23 protein-coding genes and 2 other annotated features are annotated in these 20,996 nt (G+C 34.7%); of the genes, 6 read left to right on the forward strand and 17 right to left on the reverse strand.

Features of this window, described 5'->3' with window-relative positions; translation table 11 throughout:
• Positions 1–30: 30 nt before the first annotated feature.
• Positions 31–266 (reverse strand) — a binding site (T-box leader).
• Positions 267–401: 135 nt separating this feature from the next.
• Entirely contained in the window at positions 402–992 is a 591-nt protein-coding gene (gene lepB, locus PND65_RS05225; protein ID WP_015536084.1) for a signal peptidase I, read from the forward strand.
• Positions 993–1,002: 10 nt separating this feature from the next.
• Here lepB and PND65_RS05230 read toward each other — a convergent pair whose 3' ends face one another.
• Together PND65_RS05230 and PND65_RS05235 are read right to left on the reverse strand one after the other, a co-directional pair.
• Positions 1,003–2,880 carry an ABC-F family ATP-binding cassette domain-containing protein gene (locus PND65_RS05230; RefSeq protein ID WP_271994345.1) on the reverse strand — a complete coding sequence of 626 codons (1,878 nt, stop codon included), beginning with the start codon at positions 2,878–2,880 and terminating at the stop codon, positions 1,003–1,005.
• Positions 2,861–4,213, reverse strand: coding sequence for an N-acetylmuramoyl-L-alanine amidase (locus tag PND65_RS05235; RefSeq protein ID WP_271991086.1), 1,353 nt, complete (start codon positions 4,211–4,213; stop codon positions 2,861–2,863). Before PND65_RS05235 ends, PND65_RS05230 begins: the two co-directional genes overlap by 20 nt.
• Before the next feature lie 234 nt (positions 4,214–4,447).
• Between PND65_RS05235 and PND65_RS05240 the strand changes: the two genes are divergently transcribed.
• Complete coding sequence (locus PND65_RS05240; protein WP_271991087.1) at positions 4,448–5,350, forward strand: Rpn family recombination-promoting nuclease/putative transposase; 903 nt, start codon at positions 4,448–4,450, stop codon at positions 5,348–5,350.
• A 52-nt stretch (positions 5,351–5,402) separates the two neighbouring features.
• Here the strand turns inward: PND65_RS05240 and asnS are convergent, their stop codons facing one another.
• From asnS to rapZ, 11 genes are all read right to left on the reverse strand, one after another.
• Positions 5,403–6,758 (reverse strand): asparagine--tRNA ligase, encoded by a 1,356-nt coding sequence (gene asnS / locus PND65_RS05245; RefSeq protein WP_195294297.1) that lies wholly within the window; start codon positions 6,756–6,758, stop codon positions 5,403–5,405.
• Positions 6,759–6,793: 35 nt separating this feature from the next.
• Positions 6,794–7,008: a binding site (T-box leader), on the reverse strand.
• Entirely contained in the window at positions 6,976–7,626 is a 651-nt protein-coding gene (locus tag PND65_RS05250) for a redox-sensing transcriptional repressor Rex (RefSeq protein ID WP_022356026.1), read from the reverse strand. It overlaps the preceding feature by 33 nt.
• A gap of 88 nt (positions 7,627–7,714) precedes the next feature.
• The gene (locus PND65_RS05255; RefSeq protein WP_271991088.1) at positions 7,715–8,329 is read right to left on the reverse strand and encodes a hypothetical protein; all 615 of its coding nucleotides are present in this window, start codon (positions 8,327–8,329) and stop codon (positions 7,715–7,717) included.
• A 2-nt stretch (positions 8,330–8,331) separates the two neighbouring features.
• Complete coding sequence (locus PND65_RS05260) at positions 8,332–8,583, reverse strand: TIGR03905 family TSCPD domain-containing protein (RefSeq protein WP_015536090.1); 252 nt, start codon at positions 8,581–8,583, stop codon at positions 8,332–8,334.
• A complete protein-coding gene (locus tag PND65_RS05265; protein WP_195294301.1) occupies positions 8,570–9,088 on the reverse strand; it encodes a Gx transporter family protein in 519 nt (172 codons plus the stop codon). The genes PND65_RS05260 and PND65_RS05265 overlap by 14 nt, the downstream gene beginning before the upstream one ends.
• A complete protein-coding gene (locus PND65_RS05270; protein WP_271991090.1) occupies positions 9,085–9,444 on the reverse strand; it encodes a NusG domain II-containing protein in 360 nt (119 codons plus the stop codon). Before PND65_RS05270 ends, PND65_RS05265 begins: the two co-directional genes overlap by 4 nt.
• A 19-nt stretch (positions 9,445–9,463) precedes the next feature.
• A complete protein-coding gene (locus PND65_RS05275; protein WP_015536093.1) occupies positions 9,464–10,246 on the reverse strand; it encodes a ZIP family metal transporter in 783 nt (260 codons plus the stop codon).
• Between the two features lie 10 nt (positions 10,247–10,256).
• Positions 10,257–10,790: a hypothetical protein gene (locus PND65_RS05280; RefSeq protein WP_271991091.1), complete on the reverse strand. Its 534-nt coding sequence runs from the start codon at positions 10,788–10,790 to the stop codon at positions 10,257–10,259.
• Positions 10,783–11,730 (reverse strand): DNA-binding protein WhiA, encoded by a 948-nt coding sequence (gene whiA, locus PND65_RS05285; protein ID WP_015536095.1) that lies wholly within the window; start codon positions 11,728–11,730, stop codon positions 10,783–10,785. The genes PND65_RS05280 and whiA overlap by 8 nt, the downstream gene beginning before the upstream one ends.
• Positions 11,731–11,743: 13 nt before the next feature.
• Positions 11,744–12,691 carry a gluconeogenesis factor YvcK family protein gene (locus PND65_RS05290; protein ID WP_022356022.1) on the reverse strand — a complete coding sequence of 316 codons (948 nt, stop codon included), beginning with the start codon at positions 12,689–12,691 and terminating at the stop codon, positions 11,744–11,746.
• Positions 12,688–13,548: an RNase adapter RapZ gene (gene rapZ / locus PND65_RS05295; RefSeq protein WP_271991093.1), complete on the reverse strand. Its 861-nt coding sequence runs from the start codon at positions 13,546–13,548 to the stop codon at positions 12,688–12,690. Before rapZ ends, PND65_RS05290 begins: the two co-directional genes overlap by 4 nt.
• Positions 13,549–13,731: 183 nt before the next feature.
• On the opposite strand from rapZ, the gene PND65_RS05300 reads away from it, so the two are divergent.
• The 3 genes from PND65_RS05300 to PND65_RS05305 all read left to right on the forward strand — a co-directional run bounded on the left by PND65_RS05300 (position 13,732) and on the right by PND65_RS05305 (position 16,424).
• Positions 13,732–14,241 carry an HAD domain-containing protein gene (locus PND65_RS05300; protein ID WP_035401321.1) on the forward strand — a complete coding sequence of 170 codons (510 nt, stop codon included), beginning with the start codon at positions 13,732–13,734 and terminating at the stop codon, positions 14,239–14,241.
• Positions 14,238–14,645, forward strand: coding sequence for a VanZ family protein (locus PND65_RS09645; protein ID WP_035401319.1), 408 nt, complete (start codon positions 14,238–14,240; stop codon positions 14,643–14,645). The genes PND65_RS05300 and PND65_RS09645 overlap by 4 nt, the downstream gene beginning before the upstream one ends.
• A gap of 93 nt (positions 14,646–14,738) precedes the next feature.
• The gene (locus PND65_RS05305) at positions 14,739–16,424 is read left to right on the forward strand and encodes a putative glycoside hydrolase (RefSeq protein ID WP_271991096.1); all 1,686 of its coding nucleotides are present in this window, start codon (positions 14,739–14,741) and stop codon (positions 16,422–16,424) included.
• A gap of 332 nt (positions 16,425–16,756) precedes the next feature.
• Here the strand turns inward: PND65_RS05305 and PND65_RS05310 are convergent, their stop codons facing one another.
• Together PND65_RS05310 and PND65_RS05315 are read right to left on the reverse strand one after the other, a co-directional pair.
• Positions 16,757–17,179 carry a hypothetical protein gene (locus PND65_RS05310; protein ID WP_271991097.1) on the reverse strand — a complete coding sequence of 141 codons (423 nt, stop codon included), beginning with the start codon at positions 17,177–17,179 and terminating at the stop codon, positions 16,757–16,759.
• A 200-nt stretch (positions 17,180–17,379) separates the two neighbouring features.
• The gene (locus tag PND65_RS05315; RefSeq protein ID WP_022356016.1) at positions 17,380–17,748 is read right to left on the reverse strand and encodes a thioesterase family protein; all 369 of its coding nucleotides are present in this window, start codon (positions 17,746–17,748) and stop codon (positions 17,380–17,382) included.
• A 131-nt stretch (positions 17,749–17,879) separates the two neighbouring features.
• Here PND65_RS05315 and PND65_RS05320 point away from each other — a divergent pair, with 131 nt between their 5' ends.
• Complete coding sequence (locus PND65_RS05320; RefSeq protein WP_271991099.1) at positions 17,880–18,890, forward strand: hypothetical protein; 1,011 nt, start codon at positions 17,880–17,882, stop codon at positions 18,888–18,890.
• A gap of 30 nt (positions 18,891–18,920) precedes the next feature.
• On the opposite strand, the gene PND65_RS05325 is transcribed toward PND65_RS05320, so the two are convergent.
• Complete coding sequence (locus PND65_RS05325) at positions 18,921–20,315, reverse strand: sensor histidine kinase (protein WP_271991101.1); 1,395 nt, start codon at positions 20,313–20,315, stop codon at positions 18,921–18,923.
• A complete protein-coding gene (locus tag PND65_RS05330; protein WP_195190624.1) occupies positions 20,305–20,994 on the reverse strand; it encodes a response regulator transcription factor in 690 nt (229 codons plus the stop codon). Before PND65_RS05330 ends, PND65_RS05325 begins: the two co-directional genes overlap by 11 nt.
• Positions 20,995–20,996 lie beyond the last annotated feature (2 nt).

The raw sequence follows: 20,996 nt of genomic DNA on the forward strand, positions 1-20,996 counted from the left end.
AAAAAAACGTCTCTCAAGGTAAAAAATTCCTTAAGAGACGAGAATAAACCCGCGGTACCACTCTTATTGTCGTAACACGACCCCTCAGTACGATCGGCAATATTGCGAATCGTTGCCTTGTTAACGGAAGGCAACCGGATAGACTTACTTTGATTTCACTCTATCAGCTCAAAGGTGAGTTCATAAACACAGGTTCACTGTTTTCCACCAACCAACAGCTCGCTATAGAACGCTCATGTTTATTTTTTCCTTATCAACGCTTTCATAAATTTATGTTTTAATCATAATGAAACAAAATTCATTTGTCAAGAAAGAAAATGTAAGAGAATGTAAATTGCAATTGTAAATAAACAAAACTCTGTCAAATAGACATTTGATCCTTTTGGTGCTAGACTAGGGACATGAAAAAAACAAATACATATAGATATAATGATGAAGATGACCGTCTTCTCATTGAAGATATATTAGATTTTATAAAAACATTTCTAATCTGCTCTTTGATTGTGATCTTTATCAATACTTTTTTATTTTCACCAAAACAAGTTTCTGGGCGAAGCATGCATCCAACATTGCAGAATCACCAAAAAGGTGTCACAAATGTGTTAAATGCCAATATCAATGGCATTCAACGTTATGATATCGTAGTCGCAAAGATCATTGAAAACAATGAAACATCCGAAGTCATCAAACGTGTAATTGGAATGCCCAATGATACAATTTCCTGTAAAGATGAAGTTATTTACATTAACGGCGAACCCTTGGACGAACCTTATTTGAACACTTCGTATAAAGATGATTGGGTCTCTAAGAATTATTACTTCACAAAAAATTTCAGTGAAGTAAAACTCGGTGAAGATGAATACTTCCTCATGGGTGATAATCGTCCCTTATCACAAGATTCACGTGATTTTGGTCCTGTCAAAAGAGAACAGATCCTCGCAAAGGATTTTCTTGTATTATGGCCACTTAGTGAAATCAGCTATCTAAGCTAAAAGGCAACCATTATGCGGTTGCCTTTTCTATTAATGCCATTTTTTCTTCCCATTCATTCATTAGGGCATTGATTTCATTATGTTTATCATCAATTTGTTGATCTAATTCTTCCATTTTCTGATAATCTTGATAATACTCAGGTTCATAACGCAGTTCTCGCAATGACTCTAAATCAAGTTCAGCTTCTTCCAACATTTTTTCTAACTTAGCCACACGATTTTTTAGAGCTTTAGAATCCTGGAAAGAAACTTTTGTTGCCGGTTGTTCTTTAACTTTCTGTACGCTTTCTACCAATTCATCATTTTTGGCCTTTTCAAGATATTCTTCATAAGTCAGATTATATACAGAACTTTTATCCGCTTCCATTTTCAAGATGCGATTAGCCATCTTTTTCAAGAACATACGATCGTGACTTACAAAAAGGATCGTACCATCGTATTTCATCAAAGCTTCTTCCAGTGCTTCCTTAGCCGGAATATCCAAGTGATTTGTCGGCTCATCCAACAATAATAAATTATCATGATCCAACATTAACTTTGCCAAAGCCAGACGCACTCTTTCTCCACCTGAAAGTGAAGAAACATCCTTAAAAACTTCTTCCTGCGTAAAAAGAAAGCTTGCCAGAATATTACGAATCTCCGTTTGTGTCGCATTTGGATCTTCATCCCATAGTTCATCCAAAACGTTCTTGTTTGAGACCATCTGAGCACTTTCCTGATTGAAATACCCAACGTCAATCTGATGACCAAATTTAAATTCACCAGATATTTTTTCAATCTGTCCCACCAAGGTTTTGATCAAAGTAGATTTTCCAATTCCATTTGGACCAATGATACCCATTCGCTGCTTCTGAAGCAATTCAAAAGAGACAGTTGATAACACGTTATCACCATAACCAATCTTTAAATCTTCAACGCTCAAAACACGTTTTCCGCCTTTTCGATACGATGAAAAATTGGCCTTGATCCTGGAAGAATCTTGTTTAGAATCTTCGATACGTTCCATACGATCCAAATATTTTTGTTTGCTCTTGGCAAAAGCAGCCTTGTTTTTCTTATAGCGAAATTTATCGATCAGTGTTTCCAATCGTTGAATTTCCTGCTGCTGACGAATATAAGCTTCATGATTTTTCTTTAAATATTCTTCTTTGGCTTTGATATAGTGCGTATAATTTCCCACATAACGCATGCTCTTGCCAAATTCTATTTCTACGATCTCATCGACAACATTATCTAAGAACATACGATCATGGCTTACCAGAATAACCGCAAATGGATAATGTTTGATATAGTTTTCCAACCATTCGATCGAATCCATATCCAAATGGTTTGTCGGCTCATCCAACAGTAAAATATCTGGCTTGCTTAAAAGAAGTTTTACTAATGCAATTCGTGTTTTTTGCCCTGAGCTGAACTGGTTTAATGGTTTATCTAGATCTTCTTTTGTAAATTGAAAATGAAAGAATACACTTTGAAGTTCTACTTCATACTGATATCCATTTAAAGCTTCGAAACGCTGTTGAAGCTTATCATACCTTTCTAATTCTTTCTCATTGGCATCAAATTCTAAGCGATTTGCCTGTTCTAATAATTGTTTTTCTAAAGAACGAACTTCTTTAAAGGCATCCAACAGTTCTTCATATACCGTTTTTGTCTCATCTAAGAAGGTAATTTGAGAAAGATAACCAATCTTTGTTCCATTGGCTACAAACCTTGAGCCTGAATCCATAGGCTCTTTTTCGCATATGATCTTTAATAGAGTCGTCTTTCCACACCCATTACGCCCTACAAGCGCAATTTTTTCATTATCTTTGATCTGAATGTTCACCCTATCGAGCACGACATCAGCTCCATAGGATTTCACAACATCATTCAGTTGTAGTTTCATCCGTTTCCCCTTCTATCTCATAATAATTTGTGATCGCATCCGCAATACTTGTTGCGATCGTTTCTTTGTTTTCTAAATAATAATTAATGCTGTCGGTACTGGCTAAATTGGCAAACTGAAAATATATCGAATTCATTCCATAATAATCCGCATATGCTTGATTCGACTTAGAGCTTTCTGCTTGTCCAGCAAACGTAGCTTTTCCTCCTGTTTCTCTTAACTGAGGATATAATTCAAATTTCGTACTATTTCCTTCTTCATCCACACGAAGTGAATCATATAAGATACCTAGATTTAAATTCTCCTGTGCACTGATATCTGGCAATTCTATTCCATTCTGCAACAAAGTATATGAAACTTCATTCGCCAGCAAGCCACTTGTATATGGTGATATCATCATAATTGGTCGAGTTTGTGTTTCATCCACAAACATGCCTAAAGAAATAAATACTTTAGCCTGTTTCTCATAACCAATACCTGCTCTGCCGCTCTTTCCATAATAGCTAGGTGTTGACTCTGCATCTCGTGTTAATTCCACACGTAAACCCTTGGCCTCTAATTTTTCTTTTAACATCTCAGCTAATTCCAAACTTGCCGATGCCTCATTGATCAAGTCGTTGCCAACGCCATAATCAATGGAGTTATCTGCTTCATTGTATACATTTCCACCTGGATCGATCAAAACGTCAATGGTCCTGACCATCGGTATATTATCCACTACAGAAATAAAAACATAGTTTTTATCCATATTGACTCCAAAGTCTTTTAAATAATCTTTAGAAGCATGAACCTGAATATTTTTAACCATTTCATTACGGCGCATAGTAGAAAAATTTAAAGATTCTTCTTCATCCTGGAAATATAATCTTTTTTTGACATAGTTATCATATACATAGACTTCATACAAGCCTTGTGAAAGAGAAGCTAAACCAATCCCAGAATCTACACCACCAGAAAAAGTATAGCTGATTTCTTCTTCTGTCTCTACATTTCTAAGAAGTACATTCATCCCCTGCATTGGATCTACATTGCCATCGTATTTATTGGCATAGAACATCATATTCTCACCATAAATCAAATAATCATTGGCTTCATATGCATTCTTGAATTTCTCTGAAACATTTTCTTGAACAACACTTCTATCTAAAAGTTCTAAATATGATATACCCAGTTTATCTAATTGTGTTGGTCTTGTGACATACAAAAAAACAGAAACGCAGCTTAAGGCAATCACGATCACAAATAAGATACAGGTTCTTGGATTATGTAATGCTCGACCAAAAGAACGTAACAATTGAATAAATCTTCTAATTCCTCGCACAAATTTTTTCATACGATATTTATATCAAAGCCTCTAAAAAAAAACAAGACAGGAAATAGCTTAGCTAACATCCATAACGGTATTATTACATTTTTTTAAAATTTTTTTTGTCCTTTTTATCATTTGAGGTGTGATAGATAATTAGGAGGACTATAAGATGAATACAGTAATCTTAAATAAGCAGTTCAATGACAACCGTTTCATTCTGTGCTATCGTACACTTGAGGATAAGGATGGATCCTGCCTATGAATCGATTCGATACCGTTTCCAACCGCTTCTGGTATGATCCTGCTCGCTTTGCCTCTTTCATGAACGCCAATCCATATGCAGGCAAAGATATCATACAGTCTGATGATCTTGTTCCTGTTGATCGCAGATATGATCACTATACCCGTGATGTCATCATGAAATGGACAACAGACAAACAGGAAATGTATCTTGCCATTGAAAACCAGCTGGTCGAGGATCTGACCATGCCGTATCGCAATGCCATGTATGATATGAAAAGCTATGAATCCCAGATAAGGAGACTAAAAAGAAACCACAGGGAAACCAGGGATCTTGAAGATCCTCTTGAAACCATATCCAGGATCAAGAAAGAAGATAGGCTGATCCCCTGCATCACATTTGTGATCTATTACGGGCAGGAAGAATGGAAGCATCATAAAAGCCTGAAGGATATGTTCGGATACAAACAAATAAACGATGCGAATATGCTGGAAAGCAGAATGAACCTGGTCCAGATCTGCAAAGATGATCCAAGACGATATAGAAACAGGGATATCCAGATGTGCATCGACATTGCTCAGCTGATGTTTCAAAAGGATCTGGAAACGATCAAGAAGAGATACAGACAAAAGATCGACAAGGAAGTCGTGATGATGATATGTGCCCTGACAGGATCCAGACGACTGGAATTGATCATAAGCAAAGAAGAAGGAGATGAGATAGATATGTGCAAGGCCATTGAGGAATGGGAAGAAGAAATCAGCAAACAGGCAAGAAATGAAGGAAGGTTAAAAGGCGAAAGAAAACAAATTCTTCAATTTATTCAGGAAATGCTAGAAAAAGGATATACAGATGAAATGATCCTAGGCTTTAAAAGTGTGACAAAACAACTGCTGAAACAAGCTAAATTAAGCCATTAAAAAATGCCAGGTAACTCTAACTTAGAGCTGCCTGGCACTACTTTTTTATAGATTAGAAAATCAAGTTTCTTGGTGTTCTTGGGTATGGTTGAACATCACGAATGTTCTGTACACCACTTAAGTACATTAACATACGGTCAAATCCTAAACCAAAACCACTATGCTTGCATCCTCCAAAACGGCGAAGATCCAAGTACCACTGTAGCGTTTCCTGAGCAATGCCCATTTCTTTGATCTTAGCTTCTAAAACATCATAACGTTCTTCACGTTGTGATCCACCTACAAGTTCTCCTACATATGGAACAAGCAAATCACATGCTGCAACGGTCTTTTGATCATCGTTAACACGCATATAGAAAGCTTTGATTTCTTTTGGATAGTCAATCAAGAATACAGGTCCTTTAACGACTTTTTCACAGATATAACGTTCATGCTCACTTTGAAGATCCATGCCCCAGAAGATATCTTTATTTTCGAAAGTATCTTTTACCTTCTCTAATTCTTTGATAGCTTCAGTATATGTCATGCGTTTAAAGCTCGAATTAGCTACTTCTGTAATACGTTTGATACAGTCTTTATCGATCATTTTTTCAAAGAATTCCATTTCTTCTTTAGCATGTTCTAGACAATATTTAATACAGTATTTGATCATCTCTTCAATGCAGTCCATATTGTCAGAAAGATCGGCAAATGCCAATTCCGGTTCGATCATCCAAAACTCACTGGCATGACGAGTTGTGTTTGAATTTTCTGCACGGAATGTAGGTCCAAATGTATAAACATTACGATATGTCTGGGCAAAAGGTTCTACATGAAGCTGACCGGAAACTGTTAACTGAGCATGTTTGCCAAAGAAGTCTTTTTCGTATTCATCATCTTGACGACATGTTACTGTAAAGCATTCTCCTGCACCTTCTGCATCATTTCCAGTGATTTCTGGTGTATGCACATACACAAATCCACGATCCTGGAAGAACGTGTGGATTGCCATGCTTAAAACACTTCTTAAACGGAACATAGCATAATATGTGTTAGCTCTAGGACGAATATGAGGAATTTCTCTCATATATTCAAAACTGTGACGTTTTTTCTGAAGCGGATAATCGTGATCACACAATCCCAAAACTTCAACACTCGTTGCCTGAATTTCAAAAGGCTGCTTTGCCTCTGGTGTTAATACCACTGTACCTTTTACTTCCAAAGCGGAGCCAAGTGTAATCTTAGATACTTCATCAAAATTATTCAAAGCATCTGTATATACAATTTGTACATTAGAAAAACAAGATCCATCGTTTAATTCAATAAATCCTAAAGCTTTTGATTTTCGATTCGTTCTTACCCATCCTTGTAATACAACTTCTTTTTGATCATACTGCTCAAATGTTTCTTTTAATTTTTTAACTAACATAATACCTTTCCTTTCCATAAAAAAAACGTCCCTGTATCAGGAACGATAATAACCGCGGTGCCATCCGATTTCATACAAAAAGTATGCTCTTTAATGAAAAGATAACGGTCTTCAACCGAAACTGTCTACTTAATTTCTCCAGTTTAACTCAGCAGCTGTTACCTTAGAAAACAAGTACGATCTATCTTTCACCAACGATAGATTCTCTGTAACGCCTTTATTTACCAGACTTCTGCTTCTTTGTCTTTGATTCCAGTGAATTGGTCATAAAAACCAGTTCTTGAATAGATGATACCACATCAATACTTTTAATGACAACCCCCTTAGGTGCCAAAAAATGCTGATGTGTAAAATCTACGATACCTGTAATTCCACAATCGACTAAACGATCCACAGTCTCTTGAACATTATGCGAAATCGTTAAGATCGCTATACGACATCCCTTAGGAATTTTTTCCTCTAATAGATCCATAGAATAGACCTCTACACCAAACTGAGTACCGCATTTAGCTTTATCAATATCAAATGCGCACTCAATTTCACCAACGACATAATCCCATTTATTATAATTCATCAAGGCACGGCCCAGGTTTCCGGCTCCTACTAAAATGATCTTTTCATCAAAATTTACACCAAGCTGACCATTAAAAATTTCGATAAGTTTGTCCACATCATAGCCATATCCTTGTTTACCAAGATTTCCCAGAAAAGAAAAATCACGACGAATCGTTGTTGGTTCAATATCAACAAAACTTGAAAGTTCCTTTGACATAATTCTCTCAACACCGTTTTTTTGTAAGCGACGAAGCGCCTTAAGATAAACTGGATAACGTTGAAGAGTGGCTTTAGGTACATTATTTGTTGTCATAAATACATCTCCATCTGTTCTATTCCTATTCTATCACTTTTTTTATATTTGTGAAATAGTGAACAAATAAAAAGTCATCCTGCGATGACTATTCATGTGAGTTTGGATGAACAGAAAGATCGACTGCTAAACACAATGGGTCAAGCTCTTCCTGCAATACCATTAATCGATTTTCAAAAACATAAGGATACCCTACTCGAATCAAAGTAATATAAGAACCCACATACATGATCAAAGAAAGGATCCAACTTAATACAAAGCTAACATTACAAACCAAAACGATCAAAGCTAAAAAAATGATCGATATAAATAATGATATAAACAAAGCTTTTTTCTTAAAATCTAAAGCCATATTTTTATAATATGGTCTTTTTTTATTTAAGAATGTCAATGTATATTCATCAAAACTATCACTAAATTCAATATTTTTGATGTTCTTGTTGAATTTTTTCATTTTCTTGCATTCGGCCATTTGTTGAATACGTAGTATGCAATACATCATAGCCTTTTTCTTTTCCTGTTTGTGATATTTTTGATAATAAAGCTCCAACAGTTTCATATAATCATTGTCGGATAATTTTGTAGAAATCATGGATTCAGCAATCCCATCAAGGCGCTCGCTCAATACATCGCTAAAAATCAAAGTATTATCTCGAGAGCGTCGTTCGATCTCTTTTAATGCTCCTAAAAAATGATCTGCCATAATTACGCTTTTTTATAAGCCTTCAATGCCTTCGCAATTTGATCTGGGCAGGAAGTCGGTTTATTGTGACAACGAATTCCTTCAAGTTTTTCGATTGCCTCATCAATTGGCATTCCTTTTAATAATGCTGAGATTCCTTGAAGATTTCCATGACATCCTCCAATGACATTTAGATTGTTGATCTTATCATCCTCTACTTCAAATTCAAACAATCTTGAACATACCCCGCTTGGCTGATAATTAAACTTCTCCATATTTTACCATTCCTTTCTGTACTCTTATATAAACCTGATTGCTGATGATCGCAATCAACAAGCCACTTACAATAGATAAAGCCAATAATATCGGCAAAAATAACTGCATAAAATATTGCTGGTATATCAATGTTATCATAATAACCTGGCCAACGCTGTGAAAGCAGGCACCTATAACACTAATTCCATAAATTGAAAAAACTTTTGCCTTTTTAAATATGGTCATCATGATCAAAGACAAGAATCCCCCGGATAAGGACAACCAGAAACTGACCGAAAAAATCGTTCCCATCATCAAAGAAGCTAATACGATACGAAGCAAAGCGACACACCACATAGATGGTATATCCCATAACATTAATGTCAATAAAGAAACGATATTCGCAAAACCGATCTTAAACCCAGGCACAAAGATGACAACAGGCACAAAACTCTCGATAATTTGCAGCATGATTCCACATCCAACCATCAAGGCTAGAAAAATAATCTTACGAGTGCTTTTCATTGTATCAACAGATCCTCTTCTAGATTATCCGCTTCTATGGTAACGACCGTATCATTTGGCAGGCAAACAATAGGAACGTTTGGATCTGAGACAAATCCCTGTTTAGAACAAATATGCTGCGGACTGTTTTCCTGTGTTACGCGAATTTGATTATCTTTGACTTCGATATGTACTTTTCCATTTGTGCCATCAACTTCATACTCTTCATCTTGACTTAGATCAATGCGTAATACTTCTTCATTCTTAACGGTAACAACCGCTGTATTAGAAGCTGGAGCATTATTCAAGATAGGTATGAATAATAAGATCGAAGCTATCATCATAACAACGATCAAAACCTTATCTGCCTTTGTCATAAATGAATTATACAACAAATTAACCCAACGTACTATCTAAAATCATCATGCAGACAAATCCAAGAGCAAATAAGATCGTTCCTATATTGGAGTGTTTGCCATGCTGACTAGAAGGAATCAACTCTTCTACCACGCAATAAACCATTGCACCTGCCGCAAAAGCCAATAACCAGGGAAGCAAAGGCCTGATCAAATGACTGGCAAATATCGTTATGATCGCACCAATTGGTTCAACGATTCCTGAAGCACTACCATATAAAAAAGCTTTAAAACGACTCATGCCTGCCTGATGCAAAGGCATAGAGAGAACCGCACCTTCAGGGATATTTTGAATCGCAATTCCTAGAGCCAAGGCAAAAGCTGCACCCGTACTCATGGCAACACTTTGATCTACGATTGATGCAAACACGATACCTAAAGCCATTCCTTCAGGAATATTGTGTAATGTCATCGCTAGAAATAATTTAGTTGTTTTCGTCCAGGAAGTTTTAATTCCTTCTTCTTCATCGCTGTTCACATGAACATGCGGAATGACAACATCCAGCAGCAACAAAAAACCAATACCACCAAGAAATCCTAAACTTGCGATCATCCATCCAATATTTCCATCATTGTCTGCCTGTTCAATACTAGGTAGTAAAAGACTAAATACACTAGCTGCCATCATAACACCACCGGCAAATCCAAGTAGAGCTTTCTCGACAATTTCCGGAAAATCTTTTTTTAATAAAAATACCATGGCACTTCCTAAAACCGTACCTAAAAACGGAGCCACGACCCCAATCATCACATTAAAGTCCATAATACCCTTTCTAAGTAATATTCACATGTACATTTTTCTCAACCGCATTGCCATAGCGATCGGAAATCTTCAATACGATATCCACACTGCCTGCCTGGGCAGTACTGAAATTTTGATTCACACTATAGGAAACACCACTTAAATCACTGGCATCAAAATACTGTGACCAGTCAATAATCGATTCTCTGGCAACACTGATTTCAGTTGGTGCATTGTTTATTGTTGGTGGTTGAGTGTCTTTGATCTTGATCTTAAACGGATACTCTTTATCCCCATCAACGATCTTAAAATCATATTCCCCTACAACTAGATAATCCATACCACCTGTAATGAATCGATTATCCATCTTTCGAATCCCACTGGAAACAGCTTGAACACTCATATTGGATGTATCATAGTTTTTATCTTCTTTTACATATAGAGCTGGATTAGCATAGACATCTTTTCCCAATTCAATCGTAAATGTCTGTTTTTGAAGTTCAATTTGGCTCGAACATCCTGTACAGACCAACAAACAAATTAATATAATCCATAATTTACGCATTTGGATCCTCCATTACTTCCATAGCCAATTCTTTGATTTTTGCCAAACGATGCTTCATTCCGGATTTTGAAATAATATCTCCATATTCACGATATACTTCATCGCATAACTCATTCATACTTGCTTCTGGAAATTTCTTACGAATCGTAATCACATTTTGGATCTTCTTCGAAATTTTAAGCTTCGATGCATTTTTTTCGATAATCTCGATATATTCCAATTGTTTTTTAGCGGCTTTCATAGCCTTCATTTCATTGGCCACTTCACAATTATCCAAACGTGTAATTTGATTGTAGAAATCTCTTTGAATACGTGAATCTTCAAATTCAAATAAAGCATCCGATGCATTACACAAACGTAAAAAATCAGCAATTTTTTCTCCCGCCTTCATATACACGACAAATTGATTTTTGCGTTTAATGATCTTGGCTGGAAGATAAAAACGTTCCATGAGCTTTTGAATCGTTTTGGCAAGGTCTTCATCTGTACAAGTAATTTCCATATGGTAGTTTGTCGTCTTGGGATCATTGATTGATCCACTAGCTAAAAAACAGCCTTGAAGATAGGCTCTTGCCATTTTTTCAGAGCGAATCATCTTGGAACGAGGTGTTGTATGAAGTCCAGTATCTGTCATGATCTGAAGATCCTGCAATATCTCTTCAGCTTTTTCATAAACTTGAATACGATAGATATTGTTCTTTTTTAACTGCATTTTTTTTAATACCGCTAATCGTGGATCGACATGATAATTTTGTTTCAAAAGTTGAAATACGTGTTTGGCAATCGTCGCATTTTCACTTTGAAAAGACAAATACATACCCTGCCAGTTCATATGCAAACTAGCACGTATTTGAAAAAGCGCACATAACTGTGCCTTGGAGGCATTGGCATCGACTTCATCTTTACATATTTGATTTTTTACTTCACTTGTAAATGACATGCAATTCCTCCTTCTATATTGTTTGTATCACTTCTTCGATCACTTTCTTTACTGCATCAGGATTATGACGAATTCGACCTTTTTCATCAAACATGATCAATTTACGAACGATAATTCGATAAGAATGTTCGTGTTCCTTGATCTTCACAGGATAACTTCCTTGTTTTGCATAAGCTTCCAATATGTTTTGTGGAATATAAGAATCATTTACGATCGCCAGATCGACCGCATTTTTAAATGAATGTTTTTCAATTGCACGAATATGATCTTCCACGCTAAAATCATCGGTTTCTCCAGGTTGAGACATTGCATTGCAAAAATAAATTTTCTGGCATGGATTCCGTTTGATTTCATCTACAATTTCCGGAATGATCAAATTTGGCATGATTGATGTATAAAGCGAACCGATTCCATAAATAATTAGATCGGCTTTACGAATTGCCTTTAGTGCATCCTTTTGCGGTTCCACTCTCTTTTGATAAAACACATGATCAATAGAGTTATTTAGAGTTGGTATATTGTTTTCTCCACGCACTAAAGTTCCATCTTCCATCATAGCATATAGAGTCACTGTATCTAAAGTACTTGGCAAAATAGTTCCCTTCACTTTTAAAATTCGACTGATTGCCTGAATAGCCCCCATAAAAGAACCTGTTATATCCATCAAAGATAGAAAGATCAAATTTCCTAAATTATGTCCTCCGATATCTTTGCTTCCTTCAAAGCGATAGCTCATCATATCACGAAACAGATGTTCATTTTCATCCGCTGCCATCGCACAAAGCACATGACGTATATCTCCAACTGCCGGTACATTATAAATATCGCGAATTCTTCCGGTACTGCCCCCATCATCAGCCACGGTTACAATGGCCGTCAGATCGACATCATCCAGTTTTTTCATCCCCATCAACATGCTGGAAAGACCTGTACCTCCACCAATAACTACGATATTTTTCATGCTTCTTCATCTCCGATATCACGATGGGATTTAAAACATTGGTATTGATCTTTATATTGATCAAACAACCAATTACAGATAGAAACGGACCGATGCTGTCCCCCTGTACAACCTATTGAAACGATCATATGCGATTTATTCTGTTCATCATAACACTTAAATACATAATCTAAATAATCTTTCAAATATTTGATAAACTGCTGCGTTTCTTCTTTTTCCATGACATAGTCATAGACTTCTTTATTGTTTCCCGTTTTATTTCTTAACTGTGGATCATAAAAAGGATTAGGCAAAAAGCGCACATCAATCACACTATCTGCATCCATTGGAACACCACGTTTAAATCCAAACGATTGAAACGTAATAGAGAACTCACTGCCAACATCCATATTTTTAAAACGGTATCTTACTTTGCTGGCAAGCGCAGCTGTAGTTAATTTTGTTGTATCAATATGAATCGTGCTCTTGGCATTTTCTTGTAAGTGATCAAAATAGTCTCGTTCTATCTCAATAGCTTCTTCAAGCGTTGTTGCCATTTTGTTTGAAATCATTGGATGCTGACGACGAGTAAAGCGATATCGCAACAACAATTCTTCATCACTGCAGTCTAGAAAAATTATCTGCATGTGTTTTGATATATTCTGAAAGTAATTCACAAAATAAACATAGTCAACGGCACTGATCGCAAACGCAATATTCTTATAACGAGATTCGGTTTCTAACAATTTCTCTAATTCAGACAATAATTCTTTAGGAAAATTATCGATGCAATAATATCCTAGATCTTCCAATGCATTCATTGCACTGGATTTCCCTGCTCCTGACATACCAGTTACCAATACGATATTTTCATTCATTTAGTTCACCTTCTTTATTCAATATATATTTATCATAACACTATATATCATAGAATAGATAAGATTTTCCTATTCTACAATGATCAAAAAAGATTCTATAAAATACCATGCTTAAAATCTTTTTCAAATTATATCACATACATCCTGTTTTTTGATAAAATTAAAAATAAGGGAGGGATCATTATGAATCCAATACTTTTTCTTGATATAGACGGGGTCTTAAATCCACCTATCTGCCCTCAATATGAACTTGATTTTGCACTTAGTGATAAGTTAGCCGCAAAACTAAATAATCCATCAATCAAGAAATTAAACATCTATTTTGTCAATCAAGTTTACTATGGCTTTGATAAAAAGAGTTGTGAACTAATAAAAAAACTGGCACAAGAATTTGAAGCCAAGATTGTCTTGACAAGCTCCTGGCGCTTATATTACACCAAAGAAGAAATTGAAGGAATGTTTGAAATTGTCGGAATTAAAGATACTTTTATCGATTTTACAGTTCATGGAAATCCTAGAAACAATGTTATCATGGAATATGTACACACTCATAATGTAAAAAGATATCTTGTTATTGATGACTTTGATATGCGTAATAATTTTGGATATCGATTCATACAAACTGCTCAATGTTTTAATGAGGCAAATTATCATCAGGCTAGATACGCCTTAAAACTTCAGGAAAGCCTATGAAAAAAAAGTTATATACATCATTAACGATTGCTATCATGATATTGATCTTCCTGTTCTCTTCCCAAAGTGGAGAAGAATCATCAAAAACCAGTGGTTTTATCCTTTCGTTGTTACCTTTTTTTAACAATATAGAAAGTGCTGAATTCTACATACGTAAACTAGCCCATTTTTCTATATATTTTCTTTTGGGTCTTAGTGCTTTTCAAATGTTTTCTGCTTATGACCATTCTAAAAGTAAAGCTTTTCTATTCAGCATCCTTCTATGCTTTTTATATGCTTGCAGTGATGAATTTCATCAATCATTTTCAAGTGGAAGATCTCCACAGGTGTTTGACGTTTTCATTGATACTATGGGAGCTTTCATATCCAGTTTTTTATCTTGCTGCTTTTTCTATAAAAAATAGCAGCTTTTCTTTTTAGTGGGGGATACTATCCCATATGCAGGCTAAAATTGACATTGTTTTGGCGATTATGCTACGATTTGTCTGGTGATTACAATGAATAAACACAATAGAAAGATCTCTCGACCCATTAGAATAGGGCTTAGTTTTATCATTGCCGTGGCACTTATTATTGTTTTTGTTCCTCTTCTCAACAATGTGATTCACCCCATAAAATACATTGCTTCAAGCGAAAATACATTGACTGTAAGTATTCCTTATATTATCAATGGTGAAGTGGATGAAACAACGCTTGAGATTCCACGAGGAACACAAGTTCATATCTCTGAAAAAGGAGCCGAAACATCACAGATCAAATATAAAGGACAGCTGGTTTCAATACCAAACGAAAATCTAGTTGATTCATTAGAAAACTGTGTCCAGATTGAGAATGTCTATCCAAGAAGGCTAATTAACCTAAGAGAGAAAAAAGGTGGCAAGTTAAGTGATGAAGTTGTTACCAAAGGAGAAAAAGTAAAAGTATTAAAAGTTGATCCACAAGACCTTGATACAACAGGAAACGTGAAATGGTATCAAGTTGAAAAAGATGGGAAAAAATACTACCTTAGTGGTCAATATGTAGAAACCAGCAAAGAGCTGGCTCTAACTGACTATTCATCTTCTATTTCTTATTCTACATATTGGGATGCCTATTACGGAGAGAATTATTCTAAAGATGCTTATATCGATCAAATCGACTACAAGCCTCAAGAAGTTCCTAATTATGAGAACAATCCATTGCGGGAAGATATCAATGCCGTCCATGTATCACTTGAAAAACTAGTAGATAATAAAGATTACTATATGAATCTAAATGATACAACAGGCATTAATTCTTTAGCAATAGAAATCAAAGGAGATGGTGGAAGCATCTTCTATGACAGTGATGTTCCAGAAGATTATCTATCAAACCCAAGTGAAGCTACCAGTAGTTCACTGATGTCTAAAGATGAACTTTCTAGTTTATTCAAAGAATTACAAGATGATGGTTTCTATGTCATCGCGCGCGTCGTTACTTTTAAAGATGCGATCTTTGCATCACAGAATCCAGATGATTCTTTTACCGATCAAAACGGAAATCTAGTATTACACAATGATGAATATTGGCCAAGTGCTTTTTCAAGAAAAGCATGGAGCTATAATGTAGACATTGCTAAAGAAATCGCACAATGCAATGTCAATGAAATCCAATTTGACTATGTACGTTTCCCAGATGGCACATTATCAAAAGCTTTAGACGGAACGATCGACCTTCATAACACATATAACGAAAGCAAGACCAGCGCATTACAAGGATTCTTAATCTACGCTAAAGAAGAGCTATCCCAATATGAAGTTTATGTAGCAGCCGACATATTCGCATGGCCTGTAGTTGCCCAGGATGATCAAGACATTGGACAATTCTTACCAGCCATTGCCAACGTTGTTGATATCGTATCGCCTATGCCTTACACCGATCACTTCTCTATGGGAGCCATGGGCATTGATGATCCTACGGCCAACCCAGAAGAAACGTTGTATCAGTTTTCTTTGATCACTAAAAAAACTCTAGATTCTATTGAAACACCAGCTATATATCGCACATGGATCCAAGGCTATGGAGACTTTGGTCCTGATGAAATGGTTGCCCAGATCAACGGTATTAAAAAAGCCGGTTATCAAGGTTACATGGTATGGGCTGGCAGTGGTGATCAAGAAATATTGGATCCGCGAAAAGATGGTTTTATTGATAGTGCTTCATAAAAAATGAAAAATGAATGGATAATCCTAGTTATATAGTGGATTATCCTTTTTTATTGAATAGCTTGTTTATAAAAATATTTTGGATCAAACTCTTTTACCTTTATCGTTATCATCATTTCTTTAAAATCTTCTTCTGTAAAATCACCATCCAAAATAAACATGATCTACATCAAGATGGAAAAGGTAATCTAGATCTTTATGGGGTTTAACTAACATGAAACTAAAGAAAACATTTTCCGTTCACTTAATACCTAAAAATCAATATCATTTGTCCTAAATATCTCAACCAATATTTTTAGAAATATAGATATCTGCAAACATATACTAATTAATTATCTACTTTTTAACAAATATGTTTTTAGATTTTCATATATTTCTCTTGTTTCTTCTTTACTTTTAAAATTTAATAAAACATCTACATTGGAATCAATCAAAATATAGGAATCATTTGATAAATAATAGTATGCTCTACAATTACCTATATCTTCTGCTACGGCTTCTCCTGAAAAAAAGTCATTATTTAAAAATCCTATGCCTTGTTTTTGAATATGCATATCATTGTTACATAATAATTTTATATCCTGAATATCTTGAAAATAAATTTTATCGTGAATTAAAGAATCCAATTCTATATAGTCCTCATTACAGTAAAAATTGATTTTTGTCTCATTTGAAGAAGATATCATAATAAACAAAATCAAAACTATAGGTATCATAAATATTACAACCAAAACTATTTTTATTCTTTTCCCCATATAAAACTTCCATCCTTGTTTGATACACAGATATTCAAAATTAAATTAAAATCTTCACTTTTTAAGTTCATATATCATTAATTTCATTAAAACCTATCCATTTTATAATTTCATGAAATATTAGTAATGAGCCAAATAATAGAAAAAGCGGATACAACTTATAAAAGCCATATCCACTCTTTCAACAAATGTATTACGTTCTATTTTGCGTATGTTTTCTCTAAAAATCTGTTCGCATCAACGATAAAACGCTCATGTTGTCCTTTTCCAATTGATTTTCCATTTTGGAAAGCCTGAACTTCAAAAACAAGTTTACGATTTTCCTGTTTTAATAGAGTTGCATGAATTTCTATAGTAGCTCCTAGTGGACTTGCCATATCATGAGAAACATTCATCAACGTTCCTACACTTGTCTTTCCTTCTTCTAATTCCAGACAAAGACAAGCGGCTTCTTCCATCCATGCAATCATCTGTGGAGTAGCCAATACATCTAAAGAACCACTTTTCATGATTGAGGCAAGATGTTGTTTCTCTACTACTCGTTCTATTTTTATTGTTTTTTGTTCCATAATAAAATCCTCCAAACACATTTTAAATGGTATCATGAAATACAGAAAAGATACAACATATACTTAGTGTCAAAAAAATAAAAAATCATTTATAATAAGGATATCATTGTAAAAAGGAGGTCTTATCAATTATGTATGATCAAGATCAAATCATATATAAAAAGGCAAAGAATCGAGTTATTACTCGTTTGATCATTTCATGGATCTTATTATGCCTGTATTTTATCGGCGCATTTAGTGTATTAAATCTAGATTTTTTGAAAACGACGAACAACTTAAATACTGTCATCATTGTTTTGGCAATATCACAATTATGTCTATATGGTTTCATATTTTTATTGCTGAGTTTTGGTAAAAAGATTTTCCGTGTCCTTTACTGGCTTGTATTCATCTTAACATTATGTTTGTTTTATGTTCCTATTCAATTTGCTATGCAGGATATGGCACATATATTAACATATGCTTCGATGCTTGGATTTATGTTGATCAAAACAATGTTTTTAGTTCAACTTGGTTCCTATCTCAAGCACAATAAATGGTCCCGCATCTTCTTTGATCTAACGATAGATGTTTATGAAGATGAAATGGAAGATACTATTGAACAACCTGTTATAAGAGTAAAACAAGTCAAGAAAAAACCAGTTCGACAACCTGAACCAGAGTATATCTATGAAGAAGAGGAAGAAGTGGAAGAAAAAGAACCTTATACGCAGCCTCAGGTATCCATTCGTTTAGGTATTGGAATCTATGCTTCATTAATGGTATTCCCTATCTTAATTCAGATATTCTCCAATTATTTTGCAAGTTATGATTTACAAACGGTCTTTGCGACACAGGATATGTTCATGCTGTGCATATTTACTGCGCTTGTATGGACCGTACCAGTATTCTATTTATATTACGATCACCCATATGCAAAAAGAATTGTTTTGATATGTGCGATCCTGGAAGTCTTCTGCATTCTATTCTATGCACCTAAATTCATTGGATACTATGTAGACAAAGATCCAGAATATCCATTACGAGTCTTTATCCTGTTTATTTTAGTTGATGCGATTCGTTATGGTGTCTTATTCTACTGTTTAAAACCATTATTACATATCGAATCACCAACTCATATAGATGAAGATGATGAAAATTAAAAGAAGATCGTCGTGATCTTCTTTTTTTAATTAGTCTAAATTATTAGGTTCCTCATTTACCGTGATAGGCAAGGAAATTTCAATAGATGTTCCTTCATTTTCTTTCGATTTTAGCGAAATGGACCCATTGTAAAATTGAACAATATGTTTCACTATAGCCAAACCAATTCCTGTTCCGGCTACAATTTTAGATCTTTGTTTATCAACACGATAGAATCGCTGGAAGACTTTTTCCTGATCTTCTTTTGATATTCCTATGCCTGTGTCCATCACTTTGATCAATATATTATCAAGCCTTTCTTTTATAATGATAATGATCTTTCCATTTGGCTTGTTGTATTTGATGGCATTGCTGATAAGATTATATAAAATTCCTTGTATATGATCTAAGTTAGCATATACTGTTACATTCTCGCAGGAAGCATCAATATCTAAATTCATTGCCTTTGCCTGTACACTTAAACTATTCAACACATTTTCTAACAAATCTTTTAATTTAATATGAGATTTTTGTACAACGTAATCTTTTGCTTCTAGTTTTGAGATTGTTAATATATCATTGATCAATTTGGTCATATGATCACTTTCTTTTAAGACACAATCTAAACAATGATCAATTTGATCAGGATCTGTAATCGCGTGCTGTCTTAAAAGCTCTGAATATCCTCGTATTGATGTTAAAGGTGTCTTTAATTCATGTGAAGCATTGGTAAAGAATTCTTGTCGAATTTGTTTTTCTCTCTCCAAATTTTCTAAGTTTTTAGCAATTTGATTATTCATTGTCTGTAAAGCATCTGTAATCTCCTGCAGTTCAGAATACGAATAGTTTTGAAACTCAATTTTTTCTTTTCCAAAATCAGCTTTACGAATCACTGCTGATATCTCCTGTAATGGTTTAAGAATCGAATCAGCCATACGTTTTGACATAAGCCATACAAAGAAAAAGGCAATCACAAAAGCGATAAAAAAGGATGGCAATAACATCAACGCCGATTGAGAAACACCTGAAAATGGCATAGCTAATCGAACATAAGTTTGTTCTTGTGCATCGTATTCAGCTACATAAAGATAATTTTGTTCCATCGTTTCAGAATATCGAACACTACTTCCAGTTCCATTTTTACTTGCTTCTTTAATTTCTTCACGTTGAAGATGATTCTCATTGATCGAATCATCAAAATTATCATATAAGACTTCTCCATCGGATGATATCATGGTCAAACGTGTATCTTTATCAAATAACTCTTCTCCAATCTGTTGACTTTCTTCGAAATTTGTTTGAACAATGATAGACAATTCATCATTTAAATTCGAAGTTTGTTGATTTAAAGAAACATAGTACAATACGCCATATAAAATCCCAAAACCAATCACAAAGCTTAAAGAAAAAATAATCAAAAAAGAGCGGATGATCTTATGATGCATTTTGCTCACCCGCTACAAATCGATATCCTACCTGACGAACAGACTGGATACAATTATTATAATCAGAACCTAATTTTTTTCTTAAAGAGTTGACATGAACATCCAATGTTCGACTCTCTCCAATAAAATCATAGCCCCAAACCTGGTTGATTAGCTCTTCTCTTGGAATAGCTCTGCCAGGATTTTTGGCAAGATATTTTAATAGTTCAAACTCTTTAAATGTAAGTTCAACACTCTTGTCATCAATCTTTACGATTCGCTTATCTAAATCGATAAACAACTTATCGATCTGGATGATTTTTTCATCTTTCTTACTACGTCTTAGCAATGAGCGGATGCGTGCAGCTAATTCTAAAACGCTAAAAGGTTTTGTTAAATAATCATCTGCACCTAGATCCAATCCCATGATCTTATCTAGTTCTTTATCTTTTGCACTTAAGATCAATACAGGAATATCCTTAAGACGTGGTATAGAACGAATGTACTTTAAGATATCATACCCGTTCATTCCCGGCAACATGACATCCAAGATCGCAAGATCTACCACTTCTTTTGTCAAATAATCATAAGCATCCTGACCGTTATCAAAATCTACAAGATCATATTGATAACTTTGTAATGTCAATTTTAATAACTGACGGATGTTTTCATCATCTTCAACAATCAAAATTTTTGGCATCT

The organism is Faecalitalea cylindroides (genome assembly GCF_028321995.1).
Lineage (GTDB): Bacteria > Bacillota_I > Bacilli_A > Erysipelotrichales > Erysipelotrichaceae > Faecalitalea > Faecalitalea cylindroides.

Bases quoted from the DNA above. Each gene is read 5' to 3' on its own strand.
- lepB (WP_015536084.1), top strand. From the start codon at position 402: ATGAAAAAAACAAATACATATAGATATAATGATGAAGATGACCGTCTT.
- PND65_RS05230 (WP_271994345.1), bottom strand. From the start codon at position 2,880: ATGAAACTACAACTGAATGATGTTGTGAAATCCTATGGAGCTGATGTC.
- PND65_RS05235 (WP_271991086.1), bottom strand. From the start codon at position 4,213: ATGAAAAAATTTGTGCGAGGAATTAGAAGATTTATTCAATTGTTACGT.
- PND65_RS05240 (WP_271991087.1), top strand. From the start codon at position 4,448: ATGAATCGATTCGATACCGTTTCCAACCGCTTCTGGTATGATCCTGCT.
- asnS (WP_195294297.1), bottom strand. From the start codon at position 6,758: ATGTTAGTTAAAAAATTAAAAGAAACATTTGAGCAGTATGATCAAAAA.
- PND65_RS05250 (WP_022356026.1), bottom strand. From the start codon at position 7,626: ATGACAACAAATAATGTACCTAAAGCCACTCTTCAACGTTATCCAGTT.
- PND65_RS05255 (WP_271991088.1), bottom strand. From the start codon at position 8,329: ATGGCAGATCATTTTTTAGGAGCATTAAAAGAGATCGAACGACGCTCT.
- PND65_RS05260 (WP_015536090.1), bottom strand. From the start codon at position 8,583: ATGGAGAAGTTTAATTATCAGCCAAGCGGGGTATGTTCAAGATTGTTT.
- PND65_RS05265 (WP_195294301.1), bottom strand. From the start codon at position 9,088: ATGAAAAGCACTCGTAAGATTATTTTTCTAGCCTTGATGGTTGGATGT.
- PND65_RS05270 (WP_271991090.1), bottom strand. From the start codon at position 9,444: ATGACAAAGGCAGATAAGGTTTTGATCGTTGTTATGATGATAGCTTCG.
- PND65_RS05275 (WP_015536093.1), bottom strand. From the start codon at position 10,246: ATGGACTTTAATGTGATGATTGGGGTCGTGGCTCCGTTTTTAGGTACG.
- PND65_RS05280 (WP_271991091.1), bottom strand. From the start codon at position 10,790: ATGCGTAAATTATGGATTATATTAATTTGTTTGTTGGTCTGTACAGGA.
- whiA (WP_015536095.1), bottom strand. From the start codon at position 11,730: ATGTCATTTACAAGTGAAGTAAAAAATCAAATATGTAAAGATGAAGTC.
- PND65_RS05290 (WP_022356022.1), bottom strand. From the start codon at position 12,691: ATGAAAAATATCGTAGTTATTGGTGGAGGTACAGGTCTTTCCAGCATG.
- rapZ (WP_271991093.1), bottom strand. From the start codon at position 13,548: ATGAATGAAAATATCGTATTGGTAACTGGTATGTCAGGAGCAGGGAAA.
- PND65_RS05300 (WP_035401321.1), top strand. From the start codon at position 13,732: ATGAATCCAATACTTTTTCTTGATATAGACGGGGTCTTAAATCCACCT.
- PND65_RS09645 (WP_035401319.1), top strand. From the start codon at position 14,238: ATGAAAAAAAAGTTATATACATCATTAACGATTGCTATCATGATATTG.
- PND65_RS05305 (WP_271991096.1), top strand. From the start codon at position 14,739: ATGAATAAACACAATAGAAAGATCTCTCGACCCATTAGAATAGGGCTT.
- PND65_RS05310 (WP_271991097.1), bottom strand. From the start codon at position 17,179: ATGGGGAAAAGAATAAAAATAGTTTTGGTTGTAATATTTATGATACCT.
- PND65_RS05315 (WP_022356016.1), bottom strand. From the start codon at position 17,748: ATGGAACAAAAAACAATAAAAATAGAACGAGTAGTAGAGAAACAACAT.
- PND65_RS05320 (WP_271991099.1), top strand. From the start codon at position 17,880: ATGTATGATCAAGATCAAATCATATATAAAAAGGCAAAGAATCGAGTT.
- PND65_RS05325 (WP_271991101.1), bottom strand. From the start codon at position 20,315: ATGCATCATAAGATCATCCGCTCTTTTTTGATTATTTTTTCTTTAAGC.
- PND65_RS05330 (WP_195190624.1), bottom strand. From the start codon at position 20,994: ATGCCAAAAATTTTGATTGTTGAAGATGATGAAAACATCCGTCAGTTA.